Raw genomic sequence first — 17,926 nt, 5'->3', positions numbered from 1 at the left:
CCGCGGGTGCACCGCCGTCACGGGAGGATGTGCCCGGCGAGCCGGAACAGGCGGTACCACTCCTCGCGCGTGAGCGGCACGTCCGAACCGGCCGCGGCCTCCTGCACACGCCCGGGGTTCGTGGTGCCGAGCACGACCTGCATGTTCGCGGGATGACGGGTGATCCACGCGGTCGCAATGCCCGTCGGGGTGATGTCGTAGCGCGACGCGAGCTCGTCGATCGCATCGTTGAGCTCCGCATAGTCCTCGCGGTCACCGAGGAACACGCCGTCGAAGAAGCCCTTCTGGTAGGGCGACCACGCCTGCAGCGTGATGTCGTGCAGGCGCGCGTAGTCGAGGATGCCGTTGTCGCGGTCGATCGACTGGTCGAGGGCGACCATGTTGGCGGCGACGCCCTGCGCGATGATCGGCGAGTGGGTGATGCTCAGCTGCACCTGGTTGACGCCGAGCGGCTGCTTCACCCAGCGTCGCAGCAACTCGATCTGGCCGGGCGTCTGGTTGGAGACGCCGAAGGCGCGCACCTTGCCCGAAGCCTCGAGCTCGTCGAACGCGGCGGCGACCTCCTCGGGCTCGACGAGGGTGTCGGGGCGGTGCAGCAGCAGGATGTCGAGGTAGTCGGTGCGCAGCGCGGCGAGCGATTCGTCGACGGTCGTGAGGATGTGCTCGCGCGAGAAGTCGAAGTAGCCGTCGCGGATGCCGACCTTGGACTGGATGATCACCTGGTCGCGCTCGGACGCGGGCACGGCGCCCGCATCGCCGAAGCGGGTCTCGCAGCCGTGCCGCTCGTCGCCGTAGATGTCGGCGTGGTCGAACATCGTGATGCCGGCGTCGCGCGCCGTGCCGACGAGCGTCCGGATCTCCTCGTCGCTCAGCGGGGTGATGCGCATGAGACCGAGGATGACGTTGGAGGCGGGGATCGGGACGTTCGGAAGCCTGAGCGTTTTCATGTCCCTATCTAACCCCTCGTCAACCCCCTGGAAAGGTTCGACGATGAGACTAGCGTTCAGGTTCCGGGACCGTGCCCGGCCGACGGTGGGAGGGACCGATGACGATGACAGCAGCGGCGAGGACGGCGGTCGACGGTTTCCGGCGGGAGACGCAGCTGGCGGCGCGTCCTCCGCAGAGCCCCGCGTTCGTGGTGCACGCACTCGGCCGTGACTTCGACGTGAGCGACGAGATGGCGCGCATCTTCCTGCACCAGGTGGAGGCCGTGGCCGAGTCGGACTCGTCGGCCCTGGTGGTGCTGCGGCACTCGCACGGCGTCGAGTTGATCATGGTGACCGACGACACGTCGTTCTCGATCCGGGCGGCGACCCCGGCCGATCGGCTGGCCGCGCCCGGCCCGTATCCTCGGATGCGTGGATGATCAGCGCGCCGACGAGGAGGCCGTAGCCGGCATCCGGACCGCGCTCGACGATGCGGCCCGCGGCCTCTCGGAGGCGGGGGCGCGCGACGAGGCGCTCGCAGTGCTCGTGCCGCGGCGGCGCACGCTCGGCATCCCCCGGGAGCCGGTGCTCAAACCAGTGGGCCGGGTCTGGAGGCTCGGCGTGCTGCTGCTCGGCGCCGACGGCACCCTGTACGCGACGGGTCACCTCGTGCGGGCGACCCCTCCCGGGCGCACGCAGTATGTCTCGGTCTCCGCCGAGACCCGGCGCGCCTACCGCGCGGCCGCGGAGCGCGGCCACTTCCGCGACGGCGAGACGGTCGACTTCGACGCCCCTCCCCTCGACCTGACGGCGGACGCCTTGCGCGCCTCGCCGGGGCCGCTGATCCTGCGGGAAGGGCGGCCGCTCGTGCGCTGGAGCGCCTCCTCCGATCAGACCGTGGACTTCCACGCCTACCTGGCGGAACGCGTCGAACTGCTCGTACACCCGCCAGAGGGCGCCTGAGGAACGGCTCGGAGCCGTCGGAGCATCAGGCTTCGGTCGGGGCCGTCCCTGCGCTCTTCCCGGTGACCTCGTCGAGCTTGTCGGAAGCCTTGCCCACGGCCTCCGACACCTTGTCTCCGAGGTCGGATGCGGCACGGCCCGCGAGGTCGCGGACGTCGCCTTTCACTTTCTGCACCGGGTCGGAGTCGGAGAACCCCTGCCACTTGTTCCGGATGTTCTCGTAGGCGCCACGGCCCGCGCGCGATCCGATCACGAACCCGACGGCGACTCCCGCGACGAAGATGATGAGCTTCATGCGCAGCACCGTACGCGCGCGGTCGCGATGGCGACAGGGGGCAGAATGGGCCTCGTGACGCGACAGCCGACGGGCGGGGGCGACGCCGTGACCGGCTTCGAGCGAGCCGTCACCGCCGCCACGGCGCGGCGCGAACGTCGGGAGGGCGCGGTCATCGGGCGACTCCCGGAGGCGGTGACCGGCATCGTGCTCGTGGAGGGCGCGAGCGACAGCGCCGCGCTCCACGCGGCGGCCGGCCTCCTCGGCGTCGATCCGGCGGCGGAGGGTGTCGCCATCCTTCCGATGGGCGGCGCGATGAGCGTGCGGCGTTTCGTCGATGCCCTCGCGCCCTCCGGAGTCCGCCTCCACGGCCTGTGCGACGAGGGCGAGGCCAACTTCTTCCGACGCGCGGGATTGGGCGACGACGAGATCTCCGTGTGCCGACCCGATCTCGAGGGAGAGCTGCTGATCGCGCTCGGCACCAGTCGGGTGGAGGCCGTGCTCGCGAGGTCGGGAGACCTCGGGCTGTTCCGCACCTTCCAGCGCCAGCCGGCCCAACGCGGAAGGGACGTGACCGCCCAGCTGCACCGCTTCTTCGGCACGACCTCCGGCCGCAAGGAGCTGTACGGCCGGCTGCTGACCGCCGAACTCGCGGCGCACGAGCTTCCCGCGCCCGTCCGCGACGCGCTCACCGCCCTCCTCGGCGATCCGTCGGGGCGAGCGCGCCTAGGGTGAGGGCATGGCCTCCACTCCCCGCGAGCTGCTCGACCGGCTCACCGAGCTCTTCGCCGCGCGCGACCGCTCCAACATGGCGCCGACCGTCGCCGCCCTGCTGGAGGTACTCGCCGAGCATCCCGACGACCCGCACGTGCTGTACGAGGTCGGCGGCTCCTACGACACCGCGGGCGAGGAGCACACCGCTGCCGGGTATTACGAGCGCGCCCTCGCGGCCGGCCTCGACGGCGACACCCTGCGTCGGTGCCTGCTGCAGTACGGCAGCACGCTGCGCAACCTCGACCGGTTCGACGAATCGCTGGCCGTGCTCGACCGCGCCCGCGCGGAGTTCCCCGACTCGGAGTCGGTGCAGGTCTGGCACGCGCTCTCGCTGCACGCGGCAGGGCGCAGCGACGCCGCGGTCGCCGAGCTCATGGAACTGGCGGTCGACCGGATCCGTACCCCCGACCTGCTGCGCTACGAGGCTGCCGTCCGGGGCAACGCCGAGTACCTCCGCTCGCTCGAACACACCCAGCCCGCCCGACCCCACTAGGCGAGGAGGGCGGCTATGACGAGCAGGGCGGGCACGGCGAAGAGGGTGGTCAGCAGAACGACGTCGCGCGCGACCGGGATCCCGCGCTCGTAGCGCGCGGCGAAGTTGTACACGTTCTGAGCGGTCGGCAGGGCGGCGAGCGCCACCGCTGCGAACAGGGCGTGGCCTTCCAGTCCGAAGACGAACCGGGCCGCCAGGAACGCGATCAGCGGCATGCCCACCACCTTCAGCGCGACGGCCGAGACGATCTCGGCCCTCTCATGCCCCGCCTGCAGCGGGCGCGACCCGTGCAACGACATCCCGAAGGCCATCAGCACGAGCGGCACCGCGGCGCCGCCGATCAGCTCGAACGGCTGGTAGACGGCGTCGGGCAGGTGGAGGCCGGATACGTCGACGAGGATGCCGAGCACTGACGCGATGATCATCGGGTTGCGCACGGGCTGGGTGACGATCGACCACACGGAGACCGCGCCGCGGCTGGTCACGTCGAGCACGGTGAGCGCGATCGGGGCGAACACGATCAGCTGCAGCAGCAGGACGGGCGCCACGAACGACGCGCTGCCGAGCACGTAGACGGCCACCGGGATGCCGATGTTGTTCGCGTTGACATACCCGGCGCCGAGCGCGCCGATCGTCGTCTCCGGCGCCGGCCGGCGGAAGAACAGCCGGGAGAGCACCAGGAACACGCCCGCCGTGACGACGGCGGCGATCGCAGCGACCAGCAGCTGCGTCGAGAAGACCACCCTGAGGTCCGCGTGCGCGAGTGTCACGAACAACAGTGCCGGGTTGGTGATGAAGAACGCGATGCGATTGAGGACGAAGGGCGCCGACGGACCGCCGACGCCGAAACGCCCCGCGATGTAGCCGACCAGGATGACGAAGGCGATGATCGCGAACCCGGTCAGCACTCCAGCCATCGCTGCGCGGTCTCCTCTCGCCGTTCCCTGCCATCGTGTCAGGGCCCAGTCGATCGTGTCACGAACGACGGTCGTGTCAAGAACGGCGCGGTTGTGGCCGTCGCCCCAGCACGAGCACGCCGATCCCGCAGCCGATCAGCGCTCCGAGCGTGTTCGCGATCACGTCGTTCACCGTCCCGAACCGGTGCGGGAGCATGAAATGCTGGGCGAGTTCGATGGTGATGCTGCACAGGAGGCCGCCGACCGGCGCGATCCACCAACGTCTCCGCCCGACGATCAGCACCACCAGCACGGCGGGCACCACGAAGAACGCCACGTTCGCGGTGAACTCGATCACGTCGTACGCGTCCTTCGGCGCGATGCCCACGCCTCTCAGCGTGATGAGGAAGCGGAAGAGCGCGGGGTCGAACGGCCGGTCGACCGGGGTCGGCCAGAAGCCGATGACGGCGACGAAGACCGCGTAACCGGCGAGTGCGATGATCGCACCGGTACGGATCCGTCGGTCGAAGGGCATTGGCACAGCCTACGACTCCGGCCATGTGGATTCCTGTGTGTCAGACCTCAGGTCTCTCATGCTCAGCTGGAGCGCATGATGGTCGGGTGTCGCTGGATGCCGCCCTGAACGCCGCCGCGCTCGCCCTCTCCGCGGGCGCGGTCGTGATCGTGCTCTTCGCCGTGCCGTTCGTGGTCGTGAGCTATCGCCGGCGCGGTGGCCTCACCTTCTGGCGCACGGCGGGCTGGATCGGGACGGTCGTCTACGCGTTCGCGATCTGGACCTACACGATCCCGCCCCTCCCCGGACCAGACGACGCGTGGTGCGTCGGCGCCATCCTCGATCCCCTGAACAGCGTCCGCGGAGCGCTCCACTACGCCGCGGCGGGGACTCCGCTGCTCCGGAACCCCGTTCTGCAGGAGATGGCCCTCAACGTCGTGTTCTTCGTGCCGCTGGGCTTCCTGCTGCGCGCGATCCTCCGCCGGGGCGTGGCGGCCGCGGCGATCGTCGGCTTCGGCGTGTCGCTTCTCGTCGAGACCACACAGCTCACGGGCGTGTGGGGGCTCCTCCACTGCGCTCACCGCTTCTTCGACGTCACCGACCTGGCCACGAACACCACGGGTGCGGTGCTCGGGTCGCTCCTCGCCCGCGCGTTCGTCCGTCCGGGGGCGGACCGTGCCGGCGCCGACGCACACCTGCCCCGGGCGGTCACCGCCGGTCGCCGGCTGACCGCCGGGCTCGTCGACCTCCTCGCCGCCGGGCTGCTGGCGGGCGCCGTGCGTCTCCTCGCGACACCCGGGGACGCGCCCGCCGTCGCGGTCGCGGGCACCCTGCTGGCCTTCGCGGTGCACGCCCGATTCGTCCTGGCGACAGGTGCGACGCTCGGCGAGCGTGCCGTGCTGCTCCGCGCGCAGCCGGGCCGGTTCCCCGCCGTCGCCGCGCGGCCGCTCCGACTGCTCGTGGGCATCGGAGGGTGCATCCTGCTCTCCGGCGCAGGACTCGACCTCGCCGCCACCCTCCTGGCCCTGGCGAACGCGGCGGCGCTGCTGTTCACGCCGTCGCGACGCAGCCTCGCCCAGCTCTCGTCGGACCTCCGGCTCGCGGACGCTCGAGTGACCGTGGCAGCGCGCAGCGAAGTCAGCCCCGCTGCAGCCGCCCCCCGCGAGCGACGCGCACAGCGACCGTGACCAGCACGATCAGCACCCCGGCCGCCAGCGCGGTCACCGCGACGACGTCCTCCTGGAGGCCGCCCTGCGCCCGGGCGACCGCGATCCAGACGAGACCCCATGCCGCCGCGAAAGCGGGCATGAGCCGGCCGCGGTCCCCGAACGCGAGACAGCACCCGATCACGGCGACCACGACGATCAGACCGATCGCCCAGAGCGACGGGCTCACCCCGAGACCCGTGAAGCCGGCCGCCTGCAGCCAGGCCGCGATGTTCGCCACGGTCGCCACCATCACCCAGCCGAGGGAGAGACCGACAGTGCCGTCGAGCAGGACGGCGTCCGCCGTCGACTCCCCGGGATCGTGGCGGAGTCGCGCGAAGGCCACGGCGAGCACCGACGACAGCACCACGATGACCGCGACGCTCAGCGCCAGCAGCCCGGCCTGCGCGCAGAGGACCCACGCGGTGTCGAGCAGAAGGTAGGCGACCAGCCAGTACCCCACCGCGCGCTGGCGGCGGCGCGCGGCCTGCGACGGGAGTGCCTGCCAGACCGCGTAGCCGGCGAATCCCGCGTAGATCACCGGCCAGATCGCGAAGGCCGGCCCGGCCGGCGCCACCAGAGTCTCGTCAGGCGCGAACGCCCCTCCCGCCACCTGCGAGACGGGCCGCCCACCGCCCGCTCCCGATCCGTACACGGCGCCGGCGAGCGCGACGACGGTCGCGACGATCACTCCGCTCTGCCGCACGCGGTCGGCGGCGGTCGGACGAGTCGTTCCGAGCGGCAGCCTTCGGGCCAGGCTGGTCATGCCGGACACGCTACCCCCGTCGCGCCCCCGGAGCCATCCGTCCTGGCCCCGCACCGACCCCGCGGTCAGGACGCCGGTTTCAGGAGGTGCGGGTCGCGAGCACGATGGTGGCGTCGAGGTCGTCGTCCTCGACCACGCGTGCGGAGAAGCCGACGGCCTCGAAGAGCGCGACGCTGCGCGCCGACTGCTCCCGGCTGGTCTCGATGACGACGGAACCGCCCGGCGCGAGCCACTCCCCTGCCTCCGCGGCGATACGGCGGTGGAGGTCGAGGCCGTCCGCGCCGCCGTCCAGCGCCACGGCCGGCTCGTAGAGCCGGGCCTCCGGCGGCATCAGCGCGATCGCCTCCGTCGGGACGTAGGGGGCGTTCACGGCGACCACCGAGATCGCCCCTCTCAGCGAGTCGGGCAGCGCGGCGAACAGGTCGCCGGCGAAGACGCGCTCCGGCGGGAGGTTCACCCGGGCGGCGCGCACAGCAGCCGGATCGACGTCGGCGGCGTAGACCACGACCCCGGGGACACGCGCGGCGACGACGGCGCCGATCGCGCCGGCACCGCAGCAGAGATCGAGCACCACCTCGCCGGACCGCGCGAGCCCTGCCGCCGTCGCCGCGAGCAACTCGGTGCGCCGCCGCGGAACGAACACCCCGGCATCGACGTGGATGCGCAGGCCGCCGAACTCGGCGAAACCGAGCAGGGGTTCCAGTGGCTCCCCACCGACGCGGCGTGCGACCAGGGCGTCGAGCTCCTCCGCGGAGCCCGCGGCTTCCACGAGCAGCGCGGCCTCCTCCTCCGCGAAGACACAGCCTGCCGCGCGCAGCCGTGCCACGATCACCTCGTCCTCGACACCTCCAGTCACGGCCTCATGCTAGAGGCATGCCGCACGCCGCGAGGCCGATTCAGGGTGACGGCGGGCAGACAACCCGCGATTGTGCGGATGCGCAACCCCCTCCCCGGCCCCTTGACCGCCGGGTGTTCGGCTCGTACGAATGGTTCATGAAAAGGATCCACTACGCGAGCGGCTCGTTGCTGACCGGCGACGAGATCGCGGATGCGGTGGTGCGATTCGCGGCCACCCTCGCGACGAACGCCGCGGCCGCGGAGGTCCGCGCGCCCGCGATCCTCGACAACGGCGATATCGGCGAGACGCTTCTGCTGCTCGGGCCGGCCAGTCAGATCCTGGCGGAGACCGAGAAGTTCGACGGCGCGGAGTTGCATGCCGACGACTTCGTCGCCGACCTCGACAAGCGCATGGACGCCTTCGGACCGCAACGAGCGACCTTCGTGCACCAGGGCACCGACGAGCTCGAAGGGCTCGACATCGACTTGATGTGAGAATCCCTTCCCGATACACCTGTGCACTGGCGCAACCCGGTGGGCCGCGTACTATTCGGCGAGAGGGCGAGATTCCGGGGAGTTGAGCATGCAGGTGTTCCACGTCTACATCGACGAGTTGCGCTTCACGTTCGTCGATCGCGAGCCTGTCGACGAACTCAAACGGCGCATCATCGAAGCGAGCAGAAGCGCGGGTGACTTCGTGTCGATCACGCAGTCGAGCCGGCCGCCGAGCGAGATCTTCGTGACCGGCCAGACCCGGGTGCGCATCGAGACGGCCAGCATCCCCCGTGAACCGGTCGCCGCGAGCGAGCACGAGGAGGACGACTCCTTCTGGTTCGACTTCGACTCCCTCAGTTGATCGCGCGCGTTTGATCGCGCGCGTTCGAATGTCAACCGCCTTACCTACGCTGCCGGGGTGGAGCACGCTCGGATCATGTCGACGTCGCTCTGGCTCCGGACCGCTCCCCCCATCCCGACCGACCGCTTCGAGTGGGACGGCGCCTACGACGTCGTGATCGCCGGGGCCGGCCTGACCGGGCTCGCCACCGGCGTCATGCTGGCGCACGGCGGTGCTCGCGTGTGCGTGCTCGAGGCCCGAACGGTGGGAGCGGTGACCAGCGGGAACACGACGGGGAAGGTCAGCCTGCTGCAGGGCACGCAGTTGTCGCAGATCACGCGCTTCTCGTCGGAACGCGTCGCCGCCGCTTATGTCGACGGCAATGCGGCAGGGCGCGACTGGCTGCTCGACTTCCTCGACGACCACCGGGTGCCGTACGACGTGCGAGACGCGTACACCTTCGCGACCACGCTCGACGGACTCGACCGTCTGGATGCGGAGCTCCGCGCGGCCCGTGCGGTCGGCCTGCCGGTCTCCGAGGAGCGCGCGTGCGAGCTGCCGTTCCCTGTCGAGGGCGCACTGATCCTGCGCGACCAGGCGCAGGTGCACCCGATGCAGGTGCTCGCCGCGCTCGCCGCGGAGCTGCGCAGGCTGGGAGGCCGCATCGTCGAGGGAGAGCGGGTCACCGCCGTCTCCGCGGCAGACCCCGCTGTCGTGACCAGCAGCTCGGGGCGGACCACCGCCGACGCTGTGGTCCTGGCGACCGGAACGCCCATCCTCGACCGCGGCCTCTACTTCGCCAAGACCGAACCGTACCGGTCGTACGTCGCGGCGTTCCGGGTGCCCGGCGTCCTCCCGCAGGCAATGCATCTCTCGGCGGAGACGCCCGCACGGTCGCTCCGCACGGCGCGCGACGCGGACGGCGACCTGCTCCTGGTGGGAGGCGACGGCCATCCCGCCGGCCGTGGCGGTTCGACCGCGGCGCACGTCGCCGGTCTGACGGCCTGGGCGGAGCGGACGTTCCCCGGTGCCGAGCGAACGACCTGGTGGGCGGCGCAGGACTACCGCTCGGTCAACCGGGTGCCGTTCGTCGGATGGCTGCCGCGCGGCCGGGGCCGGATCCACCTGGCCACGGGGTACGACAAGCGGGGGTTGACCAACGCGGTGGCTGCCGCGATCAGCCTGAGCGCCGACCTCTCCGGGGCGGAGGTCCCGGAATGGGCGCGGATCCTGCACCACCGGGTCACCCGGCCGATCGATCTCGCCGACGGAGCGCGCGCGAACGCCGCCACCGGAATCGAGGCGGCGCGCGGCTGGGCGGCGGCCGAGACGGCGCACGCGAACGAGAACCTCGCACCGGCCGAAGGGATGGGGGCCGTCGGCCGCCGCGGAGTCGCTCCGGTCGCCGTCTCGACCGTCGACGGGCGCACCTGCGAGCTGAGCGCGGTCTGCACGCACCTCGGCGGTATCGTGCGCTGGAACGATGCCGAGCGCTCCTGGGACTGCCCGCTGCACGGCTCTCGGTTCGCGCCGGACGGCACCGTGCTGGAGGGCCCGGCGGTCGAACCGCTGGGCCACGCGTGACACGCTCCCTCCGAGCGATCCTCACGCCGCGCGCGCCAGAGTATAGCTTGACCAGAGCGATTCCAGTATCGTCGCGGCATGAGCATTCCTGAGGACGAGAACACGCCGCGGCCCGCAGAGGGCGGCGACCAGAACGGCGCCGTCCCGCCGGCTTCCGAGCCCGCGGCGCCCGCAGAGCCGCCCGCGGCGCCCGCCGAGCCCGCTCCCGCTCCCGCCGAGCCGGCACCGCCCGCGCCGCCCGCAGGCGACCTGCCTCCGGCGCCTCCGGCCCCGCCCGTCGCTCCAGAGCCCGCAGCACCCGCCGGCGGTTTCCCCTCGGCACCGCCGGCACCTCCCGGGGCCTTCCCGGCGTACGGCGCGGCCGCTGCGGCGCCCGTCGAGCGCCCCACCGGCATCCCGACGACGGTCAACACCGCGTTCTGGCTGTACATCGCGAGTGCGGTGCTCAGCGTGATCGGCGGCATCGTGACCGTGGTCAGCGCCGGAAGCAACCGTGCCGCCGCCCTCCGCCAGCTGGCGGGCTCCAACACCGACCTGCACGGCCAGAGCGCTCAGCAGGTGGTCGACGCGGTGATCGCGTTCGCCATCGGCTGGTCGATCGTCACGCTGATCTTCTGGGCGATCGTCTTCGTGCTCTTCGCGTTCTTCGCGCGCCGCGGCGCCAACTGGGCCCGGATCGTCCTGACCGTGCTCACCGTGCTGTCGCTGTTCAACGTCCTCCCCGGCTTCCCATTCGGGCTGCTGCAGGTGCTGGCGTCGATCGTCGCAGTCGTGATGCTCTGGCTGCGCCCGTCCAACGCATGGTTCGCCGCGATCAAGGCGTCGAAGGCGCCGCGCGCGTAGCACTCACCGTCGCAGAAGGACCCGTGGCCGCCCGGCCACGGGTCCTTCTGCTTCCGCGCACCCGGTGACCGGAGGCCGACCGAGGGGTACCGTGCGCGCTGCACGACGGAAGGAGGGCATCATGCCCGGACGTGAGGCCTCGCTGAAGGACCAGGAACTGTACGAGAAGCTCCGCGACGAAGGCGATTCGAAGGAGAAGGCGGCGCGGATCTCCAACGCTGCTGCCGCGCGCGGACGGAAGTCGGTCGGCCGCAAGGGAGGCGAGTCCGGATCGTACGACGACTGGACCGTGCCAGAGCTCAAGAAGCGGGCCAAGGAGCTCGGGCTGACCGGGTACTCCAAGAAGACCAAGCCAGAGCTGGTGAAGGCGCTCCGCTCGCACTGACCACCGAGCCGCACCGACCGCCGAACCGCACCGACCGCCGAGCGCGCCCTCGGGCTCCGAGCGCGTACACTCGCGCCATGGACCTGCGCGACGTCGCCGCGGACCTGTACGGGGTCGCACCCGCTGACTTCGTCGCGGCACGGGCGACGGCGGCCGCCGGTGCCGACGGTGGGCTGCGCGCCGGCATCAAGGGGCTGCGCAAGCCGACCGCGTCGGCGGCCGCGGTGAACGCACTGACCCGCAGGGACCCCGCGCTGATCGACCGCATCCTCGCCCTCGGCGACCGGATGCGCGAGGCGTTCGCCGCTCGCGACCGCGAGGCCATCCGCGAGCTGACCCGCCAGCGTCAGCGGCTCCTCCAGACCGCGCTGCGCGACCTCGACGCGAGCCCGGCGGTGGGCAGGGAGGTCGAGGAGACCCTCCAGGCCGCCGTGATCGACCCCGCGGCTGCCGCTGCCGTGCGCAGCGGGATGCTCGTGCGCGCGCTCGAATCCACGGGGGTGGAGTCGGTGGACGTCTCCGAGGCGGTCGCCGTGCCGCTCGATGCGTCGGAGCTGACCGCGAGGCCGCGTCCCTCCACCGCCGCCCCGCAGGCCGAGCCCGCGCCGGAGTCGACGGCGACGGCGCGCGAGTCCGCAAGCGAGCGCCGCGAACGACAGCGCGCCGTCCGTGCGGCCGAGCGCGCACTGGAACGCGCGCGGTCGGAGGCGGACGCCCTCGACGACGAGCTCGACGAGGAGGTCGACCGTCGCGCCGACCTGGAGGCGGAGCGGGCCTCCCTCGACCGTCGCCTGCAACGCACCGAGGCCGAGCTGGCGGAGTCGAAAGCGGCGGAACGGGCGCTGCGGAAGCGCATCCCCGACCTCCAGCGCGCTGTGCGCGAGGCGGAACGGGCGCTGGCAGAGGCTCGCGGCGAGTGACCTCTGTTCAGGTGGTTCCGACCTGAGCGAACCTCTGACAGTTCCTTTCGGCCACTCCTCGCAACGTGACAGCTCTTTGCCCTCGACTGCCTCCGGAAGTACGACGCACCTCTGGCACGAACCACTGTGGGTGCGAACTCGCCCGAGAAGCTGACCGTTGCCCGGTCTCTCCTGATGACGGTCGCGTTAGTGGGTAGTCGGCTCTCCGGGGGACGTGGTTGATGCCTGGAGCGTGATGGGCCGCCGTGGTGCTACGGGAGCCAGTAGTTACATATCTATGTCAGATGCTACGCTTTGCCTTCTGGGTTCTTGATGAGGGACTCGGATCCGCAACGCAAGAAATACGAGGACGTATGACGCGCATAAGGTTGTTTGCAGGGGTTGCCGCGATGTGCACAGTCGGACTGTTGTCGGTGGGTTTCGCCCCGGCTGACTCGGCTGCAGTGAACTCAGCGGACGCGGTCGGAGCGATTCAGGCCACGACTCCAGTCACGGTGGCCGCGGCCGCAGGCATGGCGACTGGCGATGGTGTTGCCGTTGAGGCGACCATCGATGATGTTCGCCTATCCATTCCGACGGATGCCGCCGACGGGATCGAGCTTGGCGAGAAAATCCAGATCGGCTTGCCGTTCGCAGCCCAAGCCGGCGATGCCACTGCGTCGTCGATCGCAGGAGTTGTGGTCTACGACAACCACAACGGCTCCAGCACTGTCCCGGTCATCACGGAGGATGGCATCCTCCAGATCCACACGGTGATTGCCAACGCGGATGCACCCCAGCGGTACGACTACCCGATCGATCCACCGGCGGGCGCGTCGCTCGTGCAGTCGCCGGACGGAGTCGTCGCTGTCGTCACTGCAAACGGGGCACCCCTGACGGTGTTCGGCGATGCCTGGGCGAAGGACGCCAACGGGGACCCGGTGCCGACGCACTACGAGGTCAACGGGAACACCCTCACCCAGGTCGTGGAGACCACCGAGAAGACAGCTTTCCCGGTAGTGGCCGACCCGTCGACGGGCGTCTACTCGTACAACTGCGTCCTCCAGAACGGCAGCAGCTATTTCCTTCAGCCCGGGACCGCGCTCAACACATGCAAAGGTTCGTATCTGCAGAAGTACATCAACGGCACAAAAGTACAAACCATCGCGCTCACCGGCTATGGGACTCCCGCGAACCCTCAAGCTTTCGGCACCCCCGAGTGCTACATTGCGATCGGTGTTGGGGTGGCAACGGTTTATGGTCCCGGCTGGTTGGTGAGGTTCCTGTCCGGAGCAATCGGATATGTGGCTAGTCAGGGACTACCGAATATCACCGCTTGTCGAGGATGAAAGGGCATCAGGTGAGCGAGTCGCATGACCTGCCCCGTTGGATGAGGTGGTTGTTCGGTTTGCCGCGGCTGTGGACCGGGTTCGCTTGGCTTGGTCTGGCAGGATGCGTGACAGTCTTCGGCATCGCCGCCGACGACACAGCTTCCTGCGTTTTTGCGGGGATGGCCTGCCTGTTTGGTGTGATCTTCATCGCCATCGCCACTCACGACAAGAAGTACAGCGTTGGGCGATACCGACGGCTTGACGGAGTAAAGGAAACTTAGACCGGTTCGCTGGTTCGATGAGCTTCAGGACGGACAGCTACGGCAGGTGGTGCCCGACCTCGTCCTCGGCCATGACGACCATGCCGCCCGTGCGCTGCGAGGTGTGCATGAGTGCCTCCAGCCACTGCGGGTTGATCGCCGGCGGGCGGCTTCCGGAGAACTGGAACGCGAGCGGGATCTCGCGGCTGATCCAGAGCGAGACGCGTCCGGAGCCCTGATCCACGGGCACATCCCAGTTGAGCAGGAAGCTCTCGTGGCGGCGCAGTTTGGCGACGATCGCGAGCTTGACGTGACTCAGCACGCGGTCGTCGAGGTCATATTCCTGACCCGCGCCGTAGAGGAGTTTTCCCATGGTCCCAATAGTGCCTTACGAGTGCTCCATCCGCGCATGCGAAGAAAGGGGATTGACACGCTTCTGAATGACCTATAAAGGTTCAACCTTCGAGGAATGCCAGCAGGTACGGCAGGAACGATCGCAGCGCGCGGTCGTCTCCCGACGCCGCCAACAGCTCGCCGAGGTAGTCGCCGTGACCGCCAGGCACGATCAGCAGGCGCGCGTCGGGAAGCAGAGCGGCCAGCTCCACGAAATGCCCGGCGCGGATGACGTCGCCGTCTGCGCCGACGACGAGGGTCGGAGCGGCGACCGACGCGATCAGCTCGTCCGGGAAGTCGGCGAAGCCGAGCATCAGCTGCCGGTCGAGCTCGAACATCCGCCTGGCGTGCTCGGGGTCACGGCTCACGGCGAGGTCGGCATCGGCGTAGACCGCGGGGAGGTCTTCGAACCGTCCGGCCTCCAGGCCGTCCCAGAACCCGTCGACCATAGCCTCCCGTCGCACCGGCGTCGAGGCGAGGACCAGCCGGCGCACCCGCTCGGGATGGCGCGCTGCCAGCTGCAGCGCGACCTGACCGCCGTTGCTGAAGCCGAGGACGTCGACAGGCGCGAGGTGCAGTTCGTCGAGCACCGCCGCGACGTCGTCGGCCGACTCCTCGAACGACGGCTCGCGGTCGCCCGCGGGCGTGCGGCCGTGCCCCTGCAGCTCGACGGCGAGCAGCGACCGGCTGCGCTCGAGCAGCGGGATCAGCATCCCCCAGTTCGACGGGATGGTGGAGCCGCCGCCGTGGATGAGCAGCAGCGGCGGATACGGCGAGTCCTCGTCGCCGTGCCATTCGCGATGCAGTGGGATTCGCGTCACAGTGCCCGACGCTACACCCCGGCGGCCGCGCACCGCCCCGAGTCGTCGACTTCTGCTGGCAATCCGGCAAAAGGTCTTCGAAGCACGCGGTGAAGTGGTTAGGCTGGACGCGTTCGCGCGCATCGAATACCAGGCAAGGAGGCCTTCACAGGTCATGTCCCATCCACTCGCTGTCGCTGCGATCGGTTTCTGGCACGTGCACGCGGGCGATTACGCGCGCGCGGCCCAGAACCATCCCGGAACCACCCTCGTCGCCATCTGGGACGACGATCCCGAGCGCGGCCGGGCCGCCGCCGAGCAGTTCGGCGTCGAGTTCGTCGCCGACCTCGACGAGCTGCTGGCCCGCGACGGGCTCGACGCCGTCACCGTCACCACGTCCACCGATCAGCACCGCGACGTCATCGGTCGCGCCATCGCGGCGGGCAAGCACGTCTTCACCGAGAAGGTGCTCGCGCCGACCGTCGAGGAGGCCGAGGAGCTCGTCGCCGCGGCCGACGCCGCCGGGGTGTCGCTCGTCGTCTCGCTTCCGCGGCTGCACCACGGCTACACGCTCGCCATCGAGCGCGTGCTCGACGAGGGCACCCTCGGCGAGCTCGCCTACAGCCGGGTCCGGCTCGCCCACGACGGGTGGGTGGCCGGCTGGCTGCCCGACCGGTTCGGGTATCCGGCGGAGGCCATCGGCGGTGCGCTCACCGACCTCGGCTGTCACCCTGCGTACCTCACCCGCCTCTTCCACCGGAGCGAGCCGCTCCGCATCACCGCGACGTACGGCAGTGTCACCGGCCGGGAGGTCGAGGACAACGCGGTGGTCACCGCCGAGTTCGAGGGCGGCAGGATCGGCGTGTTCGAGGCCAGTCTCGTGCAGGGACAGGGCGACTTCACGATCGAGCTGCGCGGAACACAGGGGGCGCTGGCCTACGGCGCCGCCGGGGGCGGCCTTCTGCTCGACGTCGGCGACGGCTGGCGCGAGCTGCCGCTGCCCGACGACGAGCCGGGCGCGTTCGACGAATGGGTGCGACGCATCCACGACGGCAGCAGGGCCGACGCGAACCTCGACCATGCGCTCGCGCTCACCCGCACGGTGGTCGCCGCCAACGCGTCGGCCGCGGCCCACGCCGCAGTGACACCCGCCCTCCCCCTGCCGGCCACCCGCTGACCCACCTTCCGCCGAGGGGCACGCAAGCGCCCCTATCCGCGACTTTTGGGGGCGTTTATGTGCCCCTCGACCATTCGAATTCTCTGGAGACTTCCGTTATGTCCGAAAACACCGTCCGTATCGGCCTGATCGGCGCCGGCGGCATCGCCGGCGCCCACGTCGAGGGCTACCTGCGCCACCCCGACACCATCACGTTCGCCGCGGTCGCCGACCCGGTCCGCGAGAGCGCGGAGAAGCGCGCCGAGGCCACCGGCGCGGCCATCTACGCCGACTACCGCACCATGCTCGCCGAGGCCGACATCGACGCCGTCGACATCTGCCTCCCGCACCACCTCCACAAGGACGCCATCGTCGCCGCCGCACGGGCCGGCAAGCACATCCTCTGCGAGAAGCCGCTCTGCCTGACTGCGGAGGAGGCCGCCGAGGTCTCCGCCGCCGTCGAGGAGGCGGGGGTCACGCTGATGAGCGCGCACAACCAGCTGTTCCTCCCCGCCGTGGCCCGCGCGAAGGAGCTCATCGAGTCCGGAGCGATCGGACGCGTGTACGAGGTGCGCACCACCGACTCGTTCTTCAACGACTTCGACCCGGCGAACATGGGATGGCGTGCGCACGCGTCCACCTCGGGCGGCGGTGAGCTCATCGACACCGGCTACCACCCGACCTACCTGCTGCTGCACCTGGCGGGTGGCACGCCCGTGGAGGTGACGGCGATGCTCGCCACCCACCGGCTGACGTTCATGGAGGGCGAGGACTCGGCCACCGTGCTCGTGCGGTTCGACAACGGCGTGATCGGCACCGTGGTCACCAGCTGGGCGTACGAAGCCGCTCCCGGCACCGAGAAGTTCTCGGCGGTCGGCGAGCTCGGGAGCCTCACCAGCGACGGCACCACACTGACCGTGAAGAAGCGCGGCGACGCGGAGCCGACGGTCTTCGAACTGGAGCCGGTGCACCAGTTCGGCGAGGAGCTGAACCACTTCGCGCGCAGCATCCTCGACGGCACCCGGCCCCTGCACACGCAGAAGGAGGGCATCGAGGTCCTGGGCATCATCCTCGGCGCCTACGAGTCCGCCCGCACGCGCACGGTCGCGGCCATCCCCGCCCTGAGCACGACGCACTGAGCTCGACGCACTGAGCACGCCCCGGGCCGCGGCGGATCCTGCTGCGGCCCGGGGCGTAGCCTCGTCTCATGGATCCGTTCCCTCTGCACCTCGACCTCCCCGGCCATCCCGGCGTCGCGCTGCGGCGGCTCGAGGAGTCCGACTGGGCGATCGAGCTGCAGCTCGCGCGGGTCGAAGATGTGCCGCGGTGGACGATGTATCCGGCCGACCTCGACGAGGACGGGGCCCGGCTGCGCGCCGCACGCAACGTGCGTGCCGCCGACGCGCAGCACGGCATCCGCTATGTCGTCGACGAGCAGGGTGACGCGCTCGGCACCGTCGGGTTCGGGAGGTCTGACGGCGGGTTCGAGGTCTTCTACGCGCTTCGGCCGGAGGCGCGGGGCCGCGGCCTGGTGACCGCAGCGGTCACCGCTCTCACCCAGTGGCTGGCCGACCAGGGCGAGTCGGTCGTCTGGCTGAGCACCCTCGACGGGAACGCCGCGAGCGAGGCCGTGGCGGTGCGCTGCGGCTTCCGGAGGTTCCGCTCCGGCACCCACGTGGACGGCCGTCCCCTCACCGTCTGGAACCGGTCAGCGGCAGCTGCCGCGAGCCCCTGATCCGGTCGATTGACACGAGATCTATTGCATATCTTCAGGGCAGGAACTGTTCCCAAA

Annotated in this window: 24 protein-coding genes; 16 read left to right on the top strand and 8 right to left on the bottom strand. The window is 70.5% G+C overall.

What is annotated here, in order from left to right; translation table 11 throughout:
• Nucleotides 1-17: 17 nt before the first annotated feature.
• Entirely contained in the window at nt 18-947 is a 930-nt protein-coding gene (locus tag KNO15_RS09805; RefSeq protein WP_241703506.1) for an aldo/keto reductase, read from the bottom strand.
• A 98-nt stretch (nt 948-1,045) separates the two neighbouring features.
• Between KNO15_RS09805 and KNO15_RS09800 the strand changes: the two genes are divergently transcribed.
• Both KNO15_RS09800 and KNO15_RS09795 read left to right on the top strand, forming a co-directional pair.
• The gene (locus KNO15_RS09800) at nt 1,046-1,366 is read left to right on the top strand and encodes a TetR family transcriptional regulator (protein WP_241703504.1); all 321 of its coding nucleotides are present in this window, start codon (nt 1,046-1,048) and stop codon (nt 1,364-1,366) included.
• Entirely contained in the window at nt 1,359-1,889 is a 531-nt protein-coding gene (locus KNO15_RS09795) for a hypothetical protein (protein WP_241703503.1), read from the top strand. Before KNO15_RS09800 ends, KNO15_RS09795 begins: the two co-directional genes overlap by 8 nt.
• A 25-nt stretch (nt 1,890-1,914) precedes the next feature.
• Here the strand turns inward: KNO15_RS09795 and KNO15_RS09790 are convergent, their stop codons facing one another.
• Nucleotides 1,915-2,184, bottom strand: a complete 270-nt coding sequence (locus KNO15_RS09790; RefSeq protein WP_241703501.1) for a hypothetical protein — start codon at nt 2,182-2,184, stop codon at nt 1,915-1,917.
• Between the two features lie 54 nt (nt 2,185-2,238).
• Between KNO15_RS09790 and KNO15_RS09785 the strand changes: the two genes are divergently transcribed.
• A complete protein-coding gene (locus KNO15_RS09785) occupies nt 2,239-2,898 on the top strand; it encodes a TOPRIM nucleotidyl transferase/hydrolase domain-containing protein (RefSeq protein WP_241703498.1) in 660 nt (219 codons plus the stop codon).
• A 4-nt stretch (nt 2,899-2,902) separates the two neighbouring features.
• Nucleotides 2,903-3,430: a tetratricopeptide repeat protein gene (locus KNO15_RS09780; protein ID WP_241703496.1), complete on the top strand. Its 528-nt coding sequence runs from the start codon at nt 2,903-2,905 to the stop codon at nt 3,428-3,430.
• Here the strand turns inward: KNO15_RS09780 and KNO15_RS09775 are convergent.
• Nucleotides 3,427-4,347 carry an AEC family transporter gene (locus KNO15_RS09775; RefSeq protein ID WP_241703495.1) on the bottom strand — a complete coding sequence of 307 codons (921 nt, stop codon included), beginning with the start codon at nt 4,345-4,347 and terminating at the stop codon, nt 3,427-3,429. The two genes, KNO15_RS09780 and KNO15_RS09775, sit on opposite strands and share 4 nt — an antisense overlap.
• Before the next feature lie 76 nt (nt 4,348-4,423).
• Nucleotides 4,424-4,861, bottom strand: coding sequence for a VanZ family protein (locus tag KNO15_RS09770; RefSeq protein ID WP_241703494.1), 438 nt, complete (start codon nt 4,859-4,861; stop codon nt 4,424-4,426).
• A gap of 86 nt (nt 4,862-4,947) precedes the next feature.
• On the opposite strand from KNO15_RS09770, the gene KNO15_RS09765 reads away from it, so the two are divergent.
• Nucleotides 4,948-6,027, top strand: a complete 1,080-nt coding sequence (locus KNO15_RS09765) for a VanZ family protein (RefSeq protein ID WP_241703493.1) — start codon at nt 4,948-4,950, stop codon at nt 6,025-6,027.
• Here the strand turns inward: KNO15_RS09765 and KNO15_RS09760 are convergent.
• Both KNO15_RS09760 and KNO15_RS09755 read right to left on the bottom strand, forming a co-directional pair.
• The gene (locus tag KNO15_RS09760; RefSeq protein ID WP_241703492.1) at nt 5,978-6,811 is read right to left on the bottom strand and encodes a TspO/MBR family protein; all 834 of its coding nucleotides are present in this window, start codon (nt 6,809-6,811) and stop codon (nt 5,978-5,980) included. The two genes, KNO15_RS09765 and KNO15_RS09760, sit on opposite strands and share 50 nt — an antisense overlap.
• 79 nt (nt 6,812-6,890) lie before the next feature.
• Complete coding sequence (locus tag KNO15_RS09755; protein ID WP_241703491.1) at nt 6,891-7,667, bottom strand: putative protein N(5)-glutamine methyltransferase; 777 nt, start codon at nt 7,665-7,667, stop codon at nt 6,891-6,893.
• 17 nt (nt 7,668-7,684) lie between these two features.
• On the opposite strand from KNO15_RS09755, the gene KNO15_RS09750 reads away from it, so the two are divergent.
• The 8 genes from KNO15_RS09750 (at nt 7,685) to KNO15_RS09715 (ending at nt 13,806) form a co-directional block, all read left to right on the top strand.
• Entirely contained in the window at nt 7,685-8,143 is a 459-nt protein-coding gene (locus KNO15_RS09750; protein WP_241703490.1) for a hypothetical protein, read from the top strand.
• An 88-nt stretch (nt 8,144-8,231) separates the two neighbouring features.
• Nucleotides 8,232-8,504: a hypothetical protein gene (locus KNO15_RS09745; RefSeq protein ID WP_241703489.1), complete on the top strand. Its 273-nt coding sequence runs from the start codon at nt 8,232-8,234 to the stop codon at nt 8,502-8,504.
• 75 nt (nt 8,505-8,579) lie between these two features.
• Nucleotides 8,580-10,067, top strand: coding sequence for an FAD-dependent oxidoreductase (locus tag KNO15_RS09740; protein ID WP_242599503.1), 1,488 nt, complete (start codon nt 8,580-8,582; stop codon nt 10,065-10,067).
• Between the two features lie 78 nt (nt 10,068-10,145).
• The gene (locus KNO15_RS09735) at nt 10,146-10,910 is read left to right on the top strand and encodes a hypothetical protein (protein ID WP_241703487.1); all 765 of its coding nucleotides are present in this window, start codon (nt 10,146-10,148) and stop codon (nt 10,908-10,910) included.
• A 121-nt stretch (nt 10,911-11,031) separates the two neighbouring features.
• Complete coding sequence (locus KNO15_RS09730) at nt 11,032-11,295, top strand: DUF7218 family protein (protein WP_241703486.1); 264 nt, start codon at nt 11,032-11,034, stop codon at nt 11,293-11,295.
• A 77-nt stretch (nt 11,296-11,372) separates the two neighbouring features.
• Nucleotides 11,373-12,215 (top strand): hypothetical protein, encoded by an 843-nt coding sequence (locus tag KNO15_RS09725; protein ID WP_241703484.1) that lies wholly within the window; start codon nt 11,373-11,375, stop codon nt 12,213-12,215.
• A 443-nt stretch (nt 12,216-12,658) separates the two neighbouring features.
• The gene (locus tag KNO15_RS09720; protein ID WP_241703482.1) at nt 12,659-13,543 is read left to right on the top strand and encodes a hypothetical protein; all 885 of its coding nucleotides are present in this window, start codon (nt 12,659-12,661) and stop codon (nt 13,541-13,543) included.
• A gap of 11 nt (nt 13,544-13,554) precedes the next feature.
• Entirely contained in the window at nt 13,555-13,806 is a 252-nt protein-coding gene (locus KNO15_RS09715) for a hypothetical protein (RefSeq protein WP_241703480.1), read from the top strand.
• A 37-nt stretch (nt 13,807-13,843) separates the two neighbouring features.
• Here KNO15_RS09715 and KNO15_RS09710 read toward each other — a convergent pair whose 3' ends face one another.
• Together KNO15_RS09710 and KNO15_RS09705 are read right to left on the bottom strand one after the other, a co-directional pair.
• Nucleotides 13,844-14,158: a DUF7882 family protein gene (locus KNO15_RS09710; protein WP_208038818.1), complete on the bottom strand. Its 315-nt coding sequence runs from the start codon at nt 14,156-14,158 to the stop codon at nt 13,844-13,846.
• 82 nt (nt 14,159-14,240) lie between these two features.
• Nucleotides 14,241-14,999 carry an alpha/beta fold hydrolase gene (locus tag KNO15_RS09705; RefSeq protein WP_241703478.1) on the bottom strand — a complete coding sequence of 253 codons (759 nt, stop codon included), beginning with the start codon at nt 14,997-14,999 and terminating at the stop codon, nt 14,241-14,243.
• Between the two features lie 154 nt (nt 15,000-15,153).
• Here KNO15_RS09705 and KNO15_RS09700 point away from each other — a divergent pair, with 154 nt between their 5' ends.
• The 3 genes from KNO15_RS09700 (at nt 15,154) to KNO15_RS09690 (ending at nt 17,869) form a co-directional block, all read left to right on the top strand.
• Complete coding sequence (locus KNO15_RS09700) at nt 15,154-16,155, top strand: Gfo/Idh/MocA family protein (RefSeq protein WP_241703476.1); 1,002 nt, start codon at nt 15,154-15,156, stop codon at nt 16,153-16,155.
• A 98-nt stretch (nt 16,156-16,253) separates the two neighbouring features.
• Nucleotides 16,254-17,273, top strand: a complete 1,020-nt coding sequence (locus KNO15_RS09695; protein ID WP_241703475.1) for a Gfo/Idh/MocA family protein — start codon at nt 16,254-16,256, stop codon at nt 17,271-17,273.
• Nucleotides 17,274-17,341: 68 nt separating this feature from the next.
• Entirely contained in the window at nt 17,342-17,869 is a 528-nt protein-coding gene (locus tag KNO15_RS09690) for a GNAT family N-acetyltransferase (protein ID WP_241703473.1), read from the top strand.
• Nucleotides 17,870-17,926 lie beyond the last annotated feature (57 nt).

Source organism: Leifsonia shinshuensis (genome assembly GCF_022606355.1).
Taxonomy (GTDB): domain Bacteria; phylum Actinomycetota; class Actinomycetes; order Actinomycetales; family Microbacteriaceae; genus Leifsonia; species Leifsonia shinshuensis_B.
The sequence above is the reverse complement of the archived record's forward strand: the minus strand, read 5'-3'. Positions and strand labels throughout refer to the sequence as shown.

Bases quoted from the DNA above. Each gene is read 5' to 3' on its own strand.
- KNO15_RS09805 (WP_241703506.1), bottom strand. From the start codon at position 947: ATGAAAACGCTCAGGCTTCCGAACGTCCCGATCCCCGCCTCCAACGTC.
- KNO15_RS09800 (WP_241703504.1), top strand. From the start codon at position 1,046: ATGACGATGACAGCAGCGGCGAGGACGGCGGTCGACGGTTTCCGGCGG.
- KNO15_RS09790 (WP_241703501.1), bottom strand. From the start codon at position 2,184: ATGAAGCTCATCATCTTCGTCGCGGGAGTCGCCGTCGGGTTCGTGATC.
- KNO15_RS09780 (WP_241703496.1), top strand. From the start codon at position 2,903: ATGGCCTCCACTCCCCGCGAGCTGCTCGACCGGCTCACCGAGCTCTTC.
- KNO15_RS09775 (WP_241703495.1), bottom strand. From the start codon at position 4,347: ATGGCTGGAGTGCTGACCGGGTTCGCGATCATCGCCTTCGTCATCCTG.
- KNO15_RS09770 (WP_241703494.1), bottom strand. From the start codon at position 4,861: ATGCCCTTCGACCGACGGATCCGTACCGGTGCGATCATCGCACTCGCC.
- KNO15_RS09760 (WP_241703492.1), bottom strand. From the start codon at position 6,811: ATGACCAGCCTGGCCCGAAGGCTGCCGCTCGGAACGACTCGTCCGACC.
- KNO15_RS09750 (WP_241703490.1), top strand. From the start codon at position 7,685: ATGCCGCACGCCGCGAGGCCGATTCAGGGTGACGGCGGGCAGACAACC.
- KNO15_RS09745 (WP_241703489.1), top strand. From the start codon at position 8,232: ATGCAGGTGTTCCACGTCTACATCGACGAGTTGCGCTTCACGTTCGTC.
- KNO15_RS09740 (WP_242599503.1), top strand. From the start codon at position 8,580: ATGTCGACGTCGCTCTGGCTCCGGACCGCTCCCCCCATCCCGACCGAC.
- KNO15_RS09735 (WP_241703487.1), top strand. From the start codon at position 10,146: ATGAGCATTCCTGAGGACGAGAACACGCCGCGGCCCGCAGAGGGCGGC.
- KNO15_RS09730 (WP_241703486.1), top strand. From the start codon at position 11,032: ATGCCCGGACGTGAGGCCTCGCTGAAGGACCAGGAACTGTACGAGAAG.
- KNO15_RS09725 (WP_241703484.1), top strand. From the start codon at position 11,373: ATGGACCTGCGCGACGTCGCCGCGGACCTGTACGGGGTCGCACCCGCT.
- KNO15_RS09710 (WP_208038818.1), bottom strand. From the start codon at position 14,158: ATGGGAAAACTCCTCTACGGCGCGGGTCAGGAATATGACCTCGACGAC.
- KNO15_RS09700 (WP_241703476.1), top strand. From the start codon at position 15,154: ATGTCCCATCCACTCGCTGTCGCTGCGATCGGTTTCTGGCACGTGCAC.
- KNO15_RS09695 (WP_241703475.1), top strand. From the start codon at position 16,254: ATGTCCGAAAACACCGTCCGTATCGGCCTGATCGGCGCCGGCGGCATC.
- KNO15_RS09690 (WP_241703473.1), top strand. From the start codon at position 17,342: ATGGATCCGTTCCCTCTGCACCTCGACCTCCCCGGCCATCCCGGCGTC.